We start from the raw sequence: 14,712 nt of genomic DNA, 5'->3' as shown, positions 1-14,712 counted from the left end.
TTTAGTTTATCAGATATTTCTAATTTATACAACGTTTATATAGTATGAAAGAATAATTCTTATTTAATATTGACTATTCATATAAATTAATGTTATATTATATAAGAATAAATATACTAAGGAGATTTTTATGGATACAATTGCATCTATTTTCAAAGAAAAAAAATTAAAACTTACACCTCAAAGGCTTGCAATATATACATATCTCAGAGGGACTACAGCACATCCTTCTGCTGAAACTGTATATAGTAATATTAAAAAAACATTTCCTACAATAAGTCTTGCTACTGTTTATAAGACATTAAAAACTTTATCTAAGGTAGGACTTATTCAGGAATTAAATGCTGGCGAAGATTCTTTTAGATACGATGCTAATGCAAAAAATCATCCTCATATTAAGTGTATAAAGTGCGGAAAAGTTGATGATTTTGATCCTGAATTTTCATTAGATGAAATAAATACTATAGCTGAAAAATATACTGACTATAAGATTTTAAGCAGTAAAGTTTATTTTTTTGGGATATGTAAAAACTGTAGATAAAATATAATTGTACTTATTTTTTTAAAAGCCTCATATATTTCTTATGAGGTGATACATAATGAGTTGTGCTAAATCAAAAAAAATTTTTCTATATAAATTTATATTTGTATTTTCTTTCTTTGTTTTTTTAAGTTTAATATTTTATTTTACAAGATATAAATTTTCTACTATAAAAACAATAAATCCAGTTTTATCTGCGGATTTATCAAATTATGACTTAAATGGTGATGGCAAAAAAGAAAAATTAGAACAAATAAACGGAAATAATAAAATTGATTTTAGTTTAAAATCAATAGAAAATACTCTTCTTTTGTCTTCATTAACTGATGACAAAAAACTTTTTGATATAAATCAAAGTCTTAAACCAAAGGTATTTCTATATGATCTATCAAGAAATGGAGTTAAGGATATAATATTGCAAGGAAGTAAAAACGGCAATAATATTTTATACTGTTTCAATTATAATATGAAGAATAAGAGTTTTAATAATTTTTATTCTTCATCTAAAAATATATTTGGTATTCTCGATTCAAATAATACTAAATCTCCAACATGCTATTCTTTAGAATCAAAAATTGGAAATTCATCGATTGATTCATTCATGCTTGTAAATAACAAATATTTAGATACTACGTCATCTAATAATCAAGTTCCATCATTAAATAATATTCTAAAATTTATAGATATAATTCAATTAAAATATGATATAGACACTCTTCCTGATATTTTTTCTGTTTCCATTCCCAAAAAAGAACTTTCAATGCTTTGGAATCTTGACAAGAAAAAATACTCATATTATTTTCAAAATGCTTTCTTTTATGATTATAAGTGGGATGAAAAAAGCAATCCAATATCAATAAAATGTTTTTTATCATTTTCAAAGTCTGAACATCAAAATAGTAGTATATCAAAAGAATGTATAATAACTATTACTTTAAAAAAATCTGATTCTGATTTTAAAATTTCTTCAATATCTATAAAAGGCCGCGATAAAGCGGCCTAAAAAGGGGATGGGGGGTTCTTAATGAAATTTACTTTCATTAAGTACTATGTAACAGATATTTATTTTCTGTTACAATATTTATTATTACCATATAAAAAATATCTATACATTACTCTTTATTTTTTTTAAATTTTCCTTCTTTATAAAACTTTATTATTTGATCTATAAATCTAATTCTGTCTGGATGAACAAATTTTTTCAAATTTACTAAAAATTCTATATTCTCATCTATATATTCTCTATCTAAGTCTAAATTTTTTTCAGTTAAATCTTCATTTTTGCCATCAAAAATTGTATCTGTTTCATCTTCATTATTATTAATATTACTATTATTATTATTAAATCCATTATTATTAAGTCCAGCCATTCCTGCAAAAGGTGATAATGCACCCATATTAAAACCATTCATATTCATTTGTGATAATAAACTATTAATATCTAAATTTCCTCCAGATAGCATGCTAATAATATTCATAGGATCTATCTGAAACGGACTGCTGCTATTATTAAATCCATTATTATTATCACCCTGACTTTTTTCTTGATCCCTGTGTTTGTGTTTTGCCATTAATAGCCCTCCATCAAAATAATTATATGTAAAACTTTTTTTGTTTTTTGGAGGACAAAAGTCCTCCACTTACCTCTTAAATTAGCAGCAGCAGCAATTATTTGACATATTATTGCTACCTAAGAAATTAAAGAAACTTCCACCACATAATAAGAATAGTAAAATAATCAAATAAGATTTATTACAACTTAAAAGCCCTGATCCACATGCTATTAATAAAAATAATATTGGAGCAACTACTGCACAGTTTGAATTATTTTTATTATTGCAGCAGCAACAATCAACTTTCTTGCAACAACATTTGTCTTTTTTCTTAGACATAAATATCTCTCCTTTCTAAATTAAACTTACTAGTATCCCATTGAACCACAGAGTCCATTGTTGTTACATGATCCGCAAAGTGATCCTCCACGGCAGCCATTACATATAAATAAAATTACTAATAAGAATAACCATGAAGAACAGTTTCCTAATATTCCACCGCCACTAGTGTTATTACTTGGGCAGCAGCATGAATTTTCTTCTTTCTTACAGCAGCATGGATTTTTGCAGCAGCAAGTACAACAAGAATTATTGTTTGCACTATTTCCTAAAATTCCACTACCACCACATCCACAGTAAAATAATATTAATAAAATCCAAATCCAACTATTGAATCCACATCCACCATTTCCGCTACATCCACAACTTCCGCCACAGCCACAGCCAGCATTTGTTCCTAATCCGCCAAAGCAGTCCTGACAGCAACTATTATTGTTAGCAGTATCATTGCTATTGCATCCTTCGTCAGTTGAATTCAACCCATTAAGGATATCGTTCATTTCCATATTAACTCCTCCTTGGAAATATTTTTTTATACTATATACTATTCTTTTCAAATTTTTTTGACACTTATTTAATGATATAAAATAAGAGAAGTCATATGAATTTTATATTCACACGACTTCTCTTATTTATAATCCTTAAATTAATCTAAATCTTTTGCATAATCAAGGAATAAATTATTAATTAATTCATCAATTCCTTTTTTATTAGAAGATGAGAAAAAATATAATTTACCAGATTCAGATAAACCTAATGTATCCTTTATTACTTTTTCATTCTTCTTAAACTCAGAATTCTTTAATTTGTCACTTTTAGTTGCAATAATAATCTCATCATATCCAAAATGCTTTATCCATTCATGCATCAAAATATCATCTGATGTTGGTTTATGTCTTGAATCGACTAATAATACAACTCTTTTTAGCTCTTCTCTTCCTGTAAGATAAGTTTCTATTATCTTGCCCCATTTTTCTTTTTCAGATTTTGATACTTTTGCATATCCATATCCGGGAAGATCAACAAGATAAAAATCATTATTTATAAGAAAAAAATTAATTAACCTTGTTTTTCCAGGAGTCTGACTAACTTTTGCAAGTTTCCTTCTATTTGTAATAGCATTTATAAGAGAACTTTTTCCTACATTTGATTTTCCTACAAATGCTATTTCTGCTCTATTATCTATAGGATACTGCGCTTTTTTTACTGCTGAGATAATAAATTCTGATTGTTTTATTCTCATAAAATTATCCTTTCTTAATCAACTAATGCATTATCTAATACATCATCTACCCTATCAGCTTTTATAACTTTTATATTACTTAAAACTTTTTCAGGTATATCGCCTACATCTTCTGAATTATCCTTAGGTATTATTATCGTATCAACTCCAGATCTATATGCAGCAATAGTTTTTTCTTTAAGTCCACCTATTTTTAAAACTCTTCCAGTTAAAGTAACTTCTCCTGTCATTGCCACATTATGTTTAACCTTTTTATTAGATAAAGCTGAGACTATTGCAGTTACCATACCAACACCTGCAGATGGTCCATCCTTTGGAATTGCTCCCTCAGGTGCATGGATATGAACATCCTTATGTAAATAAAATTTGTCATTGATTCCATATTTTTCTGCATTTGCTCTTACATAACTAAATGCTGTTTTTGCAGATTCTTGCATAACATCTCCAAGCTTACCTGTAAGTTCAAGCTTTCCAGATCCAGTCATAGAAACAGCTTCAAGTTCAAGTGTATCTCCACCATATTCAGTCCATGCCATTCCGTTTACAACACCAATTTTATCTTTTGGCTCAATTTTTTCAATCTCAAATTCTATCTTTCCAAGATACTTTTCTACGTTTTTCTGATTAATCTTTATAGAATTAAGCTTTTTATTTATTGATTCTGATAATGATTTTACAAAAATAGTTTCTAATTTTCTTTCAAGATCACGTACTCCAGCTTCTCGTGTATAAGAATCTATTATCTTTTTAATAGCATTATCTGATATACTTATATCCTTAGAAGCACTTTTATACTTCTCATTTATCTTAGGTATCAAATGATCTTTAGCAATAGAAAGCTTTTCATCACTCGTATATCCAGACACTTCTACTATTTCCATTCTATCTATAAGTGGTCTAGGTACAGTTTTAAGTGTGTTAGCTGTAACGATAAACATTACTTTTGATAAATCAAGTGGAAGCTCTAGGTAATTATCTCTAAATTTATTATTCTGCTTTGAATCTAGTGCCTCTAAGAGAGCATCGCTTGGACTTATATTATTTTCAGAACCAATCTTGTCAATTTCATCAAGTAGTATAAGTGGATTCATAGACTTAGCTTCTTTTAAAGCATAAACAAATCGTCCTGGTATTGCGCCAACATATGTTCTTCTATGTCCTCTTATTTCAGCCTCATCTTTTATTCCTCCAAGAGAAATTCTTGAATATGCTCTATTAGTTGCTTTTGCGATTGAGCTAGCTATTGATGATTTACCTACTCCTGGAGGTCCCACTAAGCACAATATAGGTGCATCAGAAGCTTTATTATAATTTTTGACAGTTAAATAATCTAGTATTTTTTCTTTTATCTTTTCTAGACCTGAATGTTCAAAATCTAATATATTTTTTGCTTTTTTTATATCAATTACTTCTTTAGTTGATTTTCTCCATGGAATATCAAGTATCCACTCAAGATATGTAAGAACAACATTTCCTTCAGATGAATATAATCCTAAAGTTCTAAGTCTCTTTAATTCAGATTCAAACTTTTCTTTTACATTTTTTGGTGCTCTGAGTTTTTTAAATCTCTCTTTAAGTTTTTCAATTAGTGTATCTTTATCTTCCTCATCGCCCAATTCGTTTGAAATTACTTTCATTTGTTGTCTTAAAAAGTATTCTTTTTGTTCTTTATCAAGAGATACTTTTAACTTCTCAGCTAAAGACCTTTGAATTTTAGCAAGTTCAATCTCATATTTAAGCCTTTCTATAATTTTTTCAATACGGCTTTTAATATTTATTGTTTCTAGTATTTCTTGTTTTATTTTATTATCTGTAAATGCATATGATGATACCATATCAGAAAATCCGCTTATATTTTCCATAGGATCAATATTTTTTACAGCCTCGTAATAATCATCTTCTAATAAGTTAAGTAATTCTAAAAAAGAATCTTTAAGCACTTTAGAATAAGCACATATTTTTTCACTTCTGCTATTTCTTTCAGTAATCTTATTAACATCAGTACTTATATAATTCTTATCATCATTTTTCGTAAAAGAAACAATTTCAGCTCTTTGAATACCTTCAACTAAAACTCTTAAAGTTTTATCAGATGTCTTAAGAACTTGTTTAATTTTACATATTACTCCAACCTTATATATATCATCTACAGATGGTTCTTCTGTATCTATACTTTTTTGAGCTGATACAAATATCTTCTGTTCATTAAGCATAGCATTATCTATTGCATTTATAGATATATTCCTTCCTACATCAAAATGTGAAACTACCTTTGGAAAGACAATTAATCCTCTCAGAGGTATTAAAGGAAGTGTTATTGTTTTTTTCATAGTAATACTACCCCACCTATCCTTAAATTCTTTATGACTTTTCTAGTATACACATAAATTAATATTTTTTCAATAATTTTAAAAAGAAAGCCATTGTAATAATACTACAATGGCTTAGCTTATAAACTTCTATATTTTATGCAGTTTCAATAGTTTTTTTTGCTCTCTTTTTTACAATAGCTGGTCTTTCTTCACCGTTTTCAAGCTTATCTACTATAGGTTTATCGTGTTTCTTTATACAATCTTCTGTAATTGTAACTTTTACAATTGAATTATCTGAAGGAATATCGTACATAGTATCTGTCATTAGATCTTCGATAATTCCTCTAAGTCCTCTTGCTCCAGTCTGTCTATCAATTGCTTCCTCTGCTATAGCTTTTAAAGCTTTATTATCAAATTCAAGCTTTACATCATCTAATTCAAAAAGCTTCTTATATTGCTTAACAAGTGCATTCTTTGGTTTAGTTAAAATCTCAATTAATGCATCCTTATCAAGTGACTGCAATGTAACAAGCTTAGGAAGTCTTCCAACAAATTCAGGAATAAGACCGAACTTAAGTAAATCTCCTGGAGTAATCTCCTGAAGAACTACACCTATATCTTTTTCAGTAACTGACTGAATGTCTGCACCAAATCCCATTGAACTCTTTCTTGTTCTTTTTTCAATTATCTTATCTACTCCATCAAAAGCACCACCACAGATAAATAATATATTAGCAGTATTTATCTGTATAAACTCCTGATGAGGATGCTTTCTTCCGCCCTGAGGTGGTACTGAAGCTACTGTTCCTTCAAGAATTTTTAAAAGTGCTTGCTGAACTCCTTCACCAGAAACATCTCTTGTTATTGATGGATTTTCTGATTTTCTAGCAATCTTATCTATCTCATCAATATAAATAATTCCTCTTTCAGCTTTTTCAACATCATAATCAGCATTTTGGATAAGTTTTAGAAGAATATTTTCTACATCTTCTCCAACATAACCAGCCTCTGTTAATGTTGTTGCATCTGCTATTGCAAATGGAACATTTAAAAATCTTGCTAAAGTCTGTGCAAGTAATGTTTTTCCTGAGCCTGTAGGACCTACAAGAAGAATATTACTCTTTGAAAGTTCTACATCATTATCATCACTAATAGTATTTATTCTCTTATAATGGTTATAAACAGCAACAGCTAATGATCTTTTTGCTTTTTCCTGTCCTATTACATATGAATCTAAATATTCTTTAATCTCATAAGGCTTAGGTACACTTTTCGGATCAAAATCAGAAGAATCCTGAAATTCATCTGCTATTATTTCAGAACAAAGTTCAATACATTCATCACATATATACACTCCAGGTCCTGCAATTAATCTCTTAACCTGGTCTTGAGTCTTTCCACAAAATGAACATTTTAGCTGTTTTTTGTCATCGTTCTTAGCCATAAATTCACCTCACTTCATTAATTTTAGAAGAACTAATTATTCTCATTTTTTGAATTTTTATGTGCAGTTATAACTTTATCAACAAGCCCATACTCTTTGGCTTCTTCAGCTGTCATAAAATTATCTCTTTCAACATCAGATTTAATCTTATCTAATGATTTTCCTGTGTTTTTACTTAATATTTCATTTAAAGATTCTTTAATCTTTAAAATCCTTTTTGCATGTATCTCTATATCAGTTGCCTGACCTTGAAATCCGCCTAAAGGCTGATGTATCATTATCTCAGAATTAGGAAGTGCAAATCTTTTTCCCTTTTCCCCACATGATAATAAAAATGCACCCATTGATGCAGCCATTCCAATACAAATTGTGGATACATCACATTTTACATACTGCATGGTATCATAGATTGCCATTCCTGAAGTAATTGCACCTCCTGGACTATTTATATATAAATAAATATCTTTATCTGGGTCTTCACTTTCTAAGAATAATAATTGTGCTACTATTAAGTTTGCACTATCATCATTTACTTCTCCGCTTAACATGATAATTCTATCTTTTAATAATCTAGAAAATATATCATAAGAACGTTCTCCTCTGCTTGTTTGTTCTACAACCATAGGCACCAAACTCATAAAATAACCTCCTTTAATAATTAACTATTATTTAATTATATAATTAATTTAAATTTTTGTTAATATATATTTAAAATAATTGCCAGAAATAATTCTGGCAATCAATCTAAATAGTAAAATTAACGATTATTTACAATTGTCTTTTATTAATTTAATTGTATTCTCAATAATTAAATCACTTTCAATCATATTTCTCTGAGCTTTAACTAAAATCTTAGCCATCTTTTCTGGATCTTTTGGTCCGTACATTTTTCCAAGTTCTAATGCTTTTGCATTAATCTGATCTTCATCTGCTTTTATATCTTCTTTCTTTGCAATAGCATTTAATACTAAATCAGCCTTAACTTTTCTTTCAGCATTTTCTTTCATGAACTCTCTCATTTTTTCAACCGTATTTCCAGTATACTTCATGTACTGCTTAATATCTAATCCTTGATATTTTAATCTTCCTTCAAGATCTTTCATCATAGCATCAATTTCTTTTTCGATCATTACTTCTGGAACATCCATCTTTGAATTTTCAATTACTTTTGTAATAACTGCTTCTTCAAATTCTCTTTCAGCCTTATCTTCATTAGCTTTTTTAGCATTATTTTTTAATTCATCTTTGAATTCAGCAAATGTATCTTTATCTGAAACTTCTTTAGCGAATTCATCATCTAATGCTGGTAATTCTTTTACTTTAATTTCTTTAACAGTTACTTCAAACTTAGCATCTTTTCCGTTGAAATCATCTTTACCATAATTTTCAGGGAATTTAACATTAACATCCTTGCTATCTCCTGCTTTAAGTCCTACTAACTGATCTTCAAAATTATCAATGAATGATCCTGAACCAATTTCAAGTGGATAATCTTTTCCTTCTCCACCTTCAAATTCTTTTCCATCGATAAATCCTTTGAAATCTATAACTGCAATATTTCCTTTTTCAATTGTTCCTTCTTTTTTATCTTCTATTCTTGCGTTCTTTTCCTGCATTTCTTTTATTTGTTTGTCGATTTCTTTTTCATCAACTTCATATACAGGTTTTTTAGCATCAAGATTCTTGTATTCTCCAAGTTCAACTTCTGGATATGTTGTAACAGTTGCTGTATAAACTAAATCTTTTCCTTCTCCAACTTCTACTACATCTATCTTTGGATAATCAACAGGTCTTATATTCTGTTCCTTTAATACTTCTGGATAAGATCCATCAATTGCAAAATTAATTGCATCTTCATAGAATACTCCTGCTCCATACATTTTTTTAACCATAGCCATTGGAGCTTTTCCTTTTCTAAATCCAGGTAAGTTATATCTTGATTTATTTTTGTTATACGCCTTAACTAAAGCTGCATCAAATTTATCAGCTTCAACTTTAATTTCAATTTTAACTTCATTTGTTTCTATTTTTTCAACTTTTGCATTCATTTTTATTCTTTCCTCCTAAAACTTGCGCATCTCATTTAACTAAGTCATTATACCATAAACACCTAATTTTTATCAAACATATTTACAAAAAATTTAATCATTTAATATATTTCCATCAGTATCAACATGAAATGACTTTCCATCTATCTCTACTGCAATTCCCTTATCATCCTTATTTCCTATAGATATGGATCTTCCCTTATTATTCCATAATACTATATCTTGATTAGTATTTAAATCTGTAATCCAAATATATTGATTATTTGCTGATGTGCCAAAATAAGGTCTGTTTGTTACAAATATAATTTTATTATCAGACAAAAATTTAGGGCTTTCATTCCATATATACGATGGATTAGTATTTAAAATATCATCTTTATTAAATGATGAACCTTTTGACGAAACATATTGATTTTTTGTTATAATCTTATTATTGCCATTAGCATCATATAATATCATGTTCTGAGTCTTATCTAATACAATAATACTTTGCTTAGATGGGCTTATATCATAATAAATATCAGATCCACTAGTATCAACTTCTGTAAATATCTTTTTATCTTCACTATCAGTTTCATATGATGCCTTCAGTGTTGTACCATCATTTAATACAAGATCCACTGTCTCTTTTTTACTTTCATTTTCTTCTGATTCACTTTTACTATCTTCAGAAGTATCTTCACTCTGAGAAGGCTTCTCATTTTGCTCTATATCATCTACTGAAGTTTTATTATATTCTGCATCACTATCAATCCATGCTTGAAGTTTATCTCTGATATTTGATGTTTTTATAGGTTTTATTAAAAATTTTATACCTACTACTAATACTGCTAATAATAAGACAACTACAATAAGCGTTATATTCTTTTTCCGTCTTTTCATACGCTTTTCATATTCTTTACTAAAAATACTTGGTCGTCCCAAAATTATTACCTCCAACAACTGAATAAAATTTACGACTATTTCATTATATATTATTACATTATATAAATCCAGTCGATAAATATTAAAATAATATTAATAATAAACTTTCCTTAAAACTCGAAAAAGAGTCGCTTTTAAAATAATAAAATTTTCAAAAGCAGGCTCTTAAATTTTACCAGATAGATACATATTTGTCAAAAAATATTTATATTTGTATTTTTTTAGATATGTATGCTGATTTTCTATAAATTTTTCTCTATTTTAATACTTTCTTTATTGAATCTACAAGATTTTCAGCTACATACTTAGCATCTTCTAGAGATAATGTGCTATAAACTGGAAGTGATATTTCATTTATAAACTGATTATATGCATTATTATAATCTTTAATATCATATCCTAAATTCTTATATGCTGTCATCATAGGTAAAGGCTTATAATGAACATTTGTAGCTATTCCCTTTTCTGCCATATCAGAAATTACATCATTTCTCTTTTCAAGGCTTAAACCCTTTACTCTATATAAATATAAATGATAAGATGTTTCAGTTCCTTCATCATTTTTACTAAACGGAATTATAGAAAAATCTTCTTTTCCTAAAATATCAGTATATACTTTAAATATTTGTTTTCTCTTTTCAAGCATAGATTCATATCTATCAAGTTGTTTTAAGCCTATAGCAGCAGCTATGTCTGTAAGATTACATTTCATTCCTGGATTTACAATATCATATTCCCATGCTCCAGCTTTTAATTTGCTCATGGCATCTTTTGATTGTCCATGCATTGATGTGATCTGAAGATTTTTCAATAAATCTTCCTGACCCATATAATGATTATCATTAAAAACTAACGCTCCACCTTCTGCTGTTGTAAGATTTTTAACAGCATGGAAAGAGAACGAATGAAAATCACACTGGCTTCCAACTCTTTTTCCTTTATATTTAGCACCAAAAGAATGTGCTGAATCTACAAGAATCATTATATCTTCTCTATTTTTATCCTTTAAAACCTTTTTTAAGGCATCATAATCATATGGAACTCCTGCTATATCAACTGGCATTATAACCTTTGTCTTATCAGTTATCTTATCTGCCACTTTTTCTGGATCCATCATAAAAGAATCTTTTTTCACATCAACCATTATAGGCTTTATATTTCTATGAACTGCTACACTTGAAGTTGAAGTGTATGTATAAGGAGTTGTTATTATTTCATCTCCTTCTTTAATATCAAGAACAGTTAATATTAATTCCATAGCCGCTGTAGCACTATTAACAGCAAATGCATGCTTAGTTTCACAAAACTCTGCAATTCTCTTATTGAATTCAGCAAGCCTTGGGCCTGATGTAATCCATCCTGATTTTAAAACATCACTAACAGCTCTAACTTCATCATCTGTAATGTCAGGTGGAGAAAATGGTATTTTCTTATTCTGTTTCATTATAATACATCCCTCTCTAAATTATTCTTTAAGAGTATATTATAACATTCAATTATAAAAGACTCAATTATAATTTTGTAACAGGTTTTCTTTCTCCTTTAAAATTATTTGCCTTATCACTTCTTTTTTCTAATTCTTCTTCTATATCGTCTGTAGAAATGCCAAGCTCTGCCATAAGAACTAGGACGTGATAAATTAGATCACATATCTCATAAACTTGATCTTCTTTTTTATCATCTTTACTTGCAATAATAACTTCTGTACACTCTTCTCCAACTTTTTTTAAAATTTTATCAAGACCTTTATCAAATAAATATTTAGTATATGATTTTTCTTCACCATTTAATTTTCTATCTAATATTACTTTAAATAATTCATTTATGCTATCACTCATTTTATTCCCTCCAAATTTATAAATTTCTATAAAAGCAGCTTCTATTTCCAGTATGACAAGCAGCTCCTTTTTGTTCTACTAAAATTAAAATTGTATCATTATCACAATCTATTTTTATATCCTTAACATATTGAAAATGTCCTGATGTTGCTCCTTTATTCCACAAACACTTTCTTGATCTTGAATAAAACCATGTTGTATCACCTTCAAGTGTTTTTACAAGACTTTCTCTTGACATATATCCAAGCATAAGTACTTCTTTATTTATATAATCCTGAATTATTGCTGGAATAAGTCCATTTCCTTTTTTAAAATCAATATCTTTTATTTTTTCTTCTATATCCATAATACCTGCCCTATATTCTAACACTAATATTTTTATTTTTTAAATAATCTTTAACTTCTGAAACTTTAAGTTCTCCATAATGAAATAATGAAGCTGCAAGTGCTGCATCAGCAGTATTATCCTTAAACACATCATAAAAATCTTCAAGCTTTCCACATCCTCCTGATGCTATTGTCGGAACATTTGTTATAGATGAGACTGCCTTTGTAAGTTCTAAATCGAATCCTTTTTTAGTTCCATCTGAATCCATTGATGTTAATAAAATCTCACCAGCTCCAAGGCTAACTGCTTCCTCTACCCATTTTAAAACATCCATTCCCGTATCTGTTCTTCCACCATCTATTACTACATTCCATCCTGTATTATCCTGTCTTTTTTTTGCATCGCATGCAAGAACTATACATTGATTTCCAAAATAAAATGCTCCCTCTTTTATAAGATTCTTATCTCTTACTGCCGCTGAATTTAAACTTACCTTATCAGCACCTGCTCTTAAAATATTTTTTATATCATCCATATTTCTAAGTCCACCGCCAACTGTAAATGGAATAAATATTTCTTTTGCAACTTTAGAAACAACATCTATCATTATATTTCTTTTTTCATACGTTGCTGTAATATCTAAAAATACAAGTTCATCTGCCCCTTCTTTATAATATTTCTTAGCAAGTGACACGGGATCTCCTACATTTACAAGTCCTTCAAAATTTATTCCCTTTACAACTTTTCCTTCTTTTACATCAAGACATGGAATTATTCTTTTTGTATGCATAAAATTGCCCCCTTACATAACGGAATTTGTATATTTAACCGCCTCTTCTAAATTTAATGTCCCTTTATAAATTGCTTTTCCTGTTATTGCTCCATAAAGATTAAGTTTTGCAAGTTCTTTTATATTATCCATATTACATATTCCGCCTGATGCTATTATATTTATATTAACATTATTTTTTAATTCTCTAAGCATCTCTACATTAGGTCCTTCAAGTGTTCCATCTTTACTTATATCTGTAACAATTATAGTTGATACAGATAATGATTCCATTTTCTTAGCAAAATTTATATAATTAAGGTCACTTTTTTCAAGCCAGCCTCGTACGCAAACTTTACCATCTTTGCAATCTATTCCTACAGCAACTCTATCTTTATATTTTTCTACTGCTTTTTTTAAAAGTTCCTCATCTTCAATGGCACTTGTTCCAAGAATTATACGCGATACTCCATTATCAAGAAGATACTCAATTGTCTCCATGTCTCTTATGCCGCCTCCAAGTTCTACAGGAATATTTACATTTTTAGCAACTTTAATTACTAGTTCATGATTCGCATTTGTACCATTTTTTGCACCATCTAAATCTACTAGATGTATATATGACGCCCCTGCTTTCTCAAAAGAAAATGCTGCGCTTAATACATCCTTAGACACTATCTCTTTTTTACTGTAATCTCCTTGGTATAACCTAACAGGCATTCCATCTATTATATCTATTGCTGGTAATATTATCATCTAATCAACTCCCCAAAATTCTTTAATATAGTAAGACCTATCTCTCCGCTTTTTTCCGGATGAAATTGTGCCCCTATTATGTTTTTATCTCTTACTATTCCTGGAATCCTATTATTGCCATACTCGGAATAACATATAAGATTTTTTTCATTTATATTGCTAGCAAAATATGAATGAACATAGTAAACATAACTTTCCTCATCTAATCCTTTAAGGATACTATCATTTTTTTTAAATTTAAGACTATTCCAACCAATATGAGGTATTTTTATATTATTCTCCTTATCGTCTTCCATCTTTAATATGTTTCCCTTTAAAAGTGCAAGACCATTTTTTTCAATGCCCTCATAACTTTTTTCAAATAAAAGCTGCATGCCAAGACAGATACCAAGAATCATTTTTCCATTACTTACTTGTTTTTTTATATATTTATCTATAGATGCTTTTTCAATATTATCCATAGCATCTGGGAAAGCTCCAACTCCTGGAAGAATTAATCCATCACAATTTTCAAAATCTTCTTCTTTTTTTGAGATTTTGCTTTCAATATTTAAAAATTTCAGTGCATTTTGTACACTTTTTAAATTTCCCATTCCATAATCTATGATAGTAATCAT

At 28.6% G+C, this 14,712-nt stretch carries 17 protein-coding genes; 2 read left to right on the top strand and 15 right to left on the bottom strand.

Annotated elements, in window-relative coordinates; genetic code table 11:
• Positions 1-130 precede the first annotated feature (130 nt).
• Positions 131-541: a Fur family transcriptional regulator gene (locus MTX53_RS05630; RefSeq protein ID WP_244835278.1), complete on the top strand. Its 411-nt coding sequence runs from the start codon at positions 131-133 to the stop codon at positions 539-541.
• A gap of 58 nt (positions 542-599) precedes the next feature.
• Positions 600-1,544, top strand: a complete 945-nt coding sequence (locus MTX53_RS05625) for a hypothetical protein (protein ID WP_244835277.1) — start codon at positions 600-602, stop codon at positions 1,542-1,544.
• A 109-nt stretch (positions 1,545-1,653) separates the two neighbouring features.
• On the opposite strand, the gene MTX53_RS05620 is transcribed toward MTX53_RS05625, so the two are convergent.
• The 15 genes from MTX53_RS05620 to hisH all read right to left on the bottom strand — a co-directional run bounded on the left by MTX53_RS05620 (position 1,654) and on the right by hisH (position 14,712).
• Complete coding sequence (locus tag MTX53_RS05620; protein WP_244835276.1) at positions 1,654-2,112, bottom strand: hypothetical protein; 459 nt, start codon at positions 2,110-2,112, stop codon at positions 1,654-1,656.
• Between the two features lie 81 nt (positions 2,113-2,193).
• Positions 2,194-2,433: a hypothetical protein gene (locus MTX53_RS05615; RefSeq protein ID WP_244835275.1), complete on the bottom strand. Its 240-nt coding sequence runs from the start codon at positions 2,431-2,433 to the stop codon at positions 2,194-2,196.
• A 29-nt stretch (positions 2,434-2,462) separates the two neighbouring features.
• A complete protein-coding gene (locus MTX53_RS05610; protein ID WP_244835274.1) occupies positions 2,463-2,939 on the bottom strand; it encodes a hypothetical protein in 477 nt (158 codons plus the stop codon).
• Positions 2,940-3,079: 140 nt separating this feature from the next.
• On the bottom strand, positions 3,080-3,676 hold the full coding sequence (yihA, locus tag MTX53_RS05605; protein ID WP_244835273.1) for a ribosome biogenesis GTP-binding protein YihA/YsxC: 597 nt from the start codon (positions 3,674-3,676) through the stop codon (positions 3,080-3,082).
• 14 nt (positions 3,677-3,690) lie between these two features.
• The gene (gene lon, locus MTX53_RS05600) at positions 3,691-6,006 is read right to left on the bottom strand and encodes an endopeptidase La (RefSeq protein ID WP_244835272.1); all 2,316 of its coding nucleotides are present in this window, start codon (positions 6,004-6,006) and stop codon (positions 3,691-3,693) included.
• A gap of 136 nt (positions 6,007-6,142) precedes the next feature.
• On the bottom strand, positions 6,143-7,432 hold the full coding sequence (clpX, locus tag MTX53_RS05595; RefSeq protein ID WP_244835271.1) for an ATP-dependent Clp protease ATP-binding subunit ClpX: 1,290 nt from the start codon (positions 7,430-7,432) through the stop codon (positions 6,143-6,145).
• 32 nt (positions 7,433-7,464) lie between these two features.
• A complete protein-coding gene (gene clpP, locus MTX53_RS05590) occupies positions 7,465-8,070 on the bottom strand; it encodes an ATP-dependent Clp endopeptidase proteolytic subunit ClpP (protein ID WP_244835270.1) in 606 nt (201 codons plus the stop codon).
• Between the two features lie 126 nt (positions 8,071-8,196).
• On the bottom strand, positions 8,197-9,480 hold the full coding sequence (gene tig / locus MTX53_RS05585; protein ID WP_244835269.1) for a trigger factor: 1,284 nt from the start codon (positions 9,478-9,480) through the stop codon (positions 8,197-8,199).
• Positions 9,481-9,573: 93 nt separating this feature from the next.
• Positions 9,574-10,404 (bottom strand): hypothetical protein, encoded by an 831-nt coding sequence (locus MTX53_RS05580; RefSeq protein ID WP_244835268.1) that lies wholly within the window; start codon positions 10,402-10,404, stop codon positions 9,574-9,576.
• A 256-nt stretch (positions 10,405-10,660) separates the two neighbouring features.
• Complete coding sequence (locus MTX53_RS05575) at positions 10,661-11,848, bottom strand: DegT/DnrJ/EryC1/StrS aminotransferase family protein (protein WP_244835267.1); 1,188 nt, start codon at positions 11,846-11,848, stop codon at positions 10,661-10,663.
• 67 nt (positions 11,849-11,915) lie between these two features.
• Positions 11,916-12,242, bottom strand: coding sequence for a phosphoribosyl-ATP diphosphatase (gene hisE, locus MTX53_RS05570; protein ID WP_244835266.1), 327 nt, complete (start codon positions 12,240-12,242; stop codon positions 11,916-11,918).
• Between the two features lie 16 nt (positions 12,243-12,258).
• The gene (gene hisI, locus MTX53_RS05565; protein ID WP_244835265.1) at positions 12,259-12,588 is read right to left on the bottom strand and encodes a phosphoribosyl-AMP cyclohydrolase; all 330 of its coding nucleotides are present in this window, start codon (positions 12,586-12,588) and stop codon (positions 12,259-12,261) included.
• A gap of 10 nt (positions 12,589-12,598) precedes the next feature.
• The gene (gene hisF / locus MTX53_RS05560; RefSeq protein WP_244835264.1) at positions 12,599-13,360 is read right to left on the bottom strand and encodes an imidazole glycerol phosphate synthase subunit HisF; all 762 of its coding nucleotides are present in this window, start codon (positions 13,358-13,360) and stop codon (positions 12,599-12,601) included.
• A 12-nt stretch (positions 13,361-13,372) separates the two neighbouring features.
• Positions 13,373-14,095 carry a 1-(5-phosphoribosyl)-5-[(5-phosphoribosylamino)methylideneamino]imidazole-4-carboxamide isomerase gene (gene hisA / locus MTX53_RS05555; RefSeq protein WP_244835263.1) on the bottom strand — a complete coding sequence of 241 codons (723 nt, stop codon included), beginning with the start codon at positions 14,093-14,095 and terminating at the stop codon, positions 13,373-13,375.
• Positions 14,092-14,712, bottom strand: a complete 621-nt coding sequence (gene hisH / locus MTX53_RS05550) for an imidazole glycerol phosphate synthase subunit HisH (protein ID WP_244835262.1) — start codon at positions 14,710-14,712, stop codon at positions 14,092-14,094. Before hisH ends, hisA begins: the two co-directional genes overlap by 4 nt.

It is taken from the genome of Clostridium sp. BJN0001 (assembly GCF_022869825.1).
Classification (GTDB): Bacteria; Bacillota; Clostridia; order Clostridiales; family Clostridiaceae; genus Clostridium.
Note: the sequence above shows the minus strand (reverse complement) of the source record. Positions and strands in the feature narration are given on the sequence as shown.